The sequence below is a fragment of the Chromohalobacter sp. HP20-39 genome, from assembly GCF_033052815.1.
GTDB lineage: Bacteria > Pseudomonadota > Gammaproteobacteria > Pseudomonadales > Halomonadaceae > Chromohalobacter.
Window position 1 is genome coordinate 1 of sequence record NZ_JAWHTP010000627.1, and the last position, 276, is coordinate 276.

The 276-nt window shown below is 56.9% G+C and carries 1 protein-coding gene; it reads left to right on the forward strand.

The features are described from left to right. Window positions 1-38 precede the first annotated feature (38 nt). Window positions 39-276: hypothetical protein (locus RVY79_RS19465; protein ID WP_317466219.1), on the forward strand; the 238-nt coding region annotated here is incomplete at its 3' end.

Consider the following 276-nt stretch of genomic DNA (forward strand, 5'->3'; position numbering starts at 1 on the left):
GCAAGCTTCATCGGCTAACTCTGGTTGAACGCATCTAAATGACGACCGTGAAGACACGACTCAGCTTGGCATTTGCCTCGCTCACAATCCTGCTGCTCGTGCTAACCGGCATTGCAGTGAACTCGATGAACGAGGCAAGCAATCAGGCATCAAGATACGCTGCCGGTATTGGCGCGCGTATGGCAATGGCTGAGGCGTACCGGGCTGCTTTTTATCGGCACACCATAGCGCTTCAGAACGTGGTGCTCTCCCAGAACGCCGCTGGCGCCGAGGCGG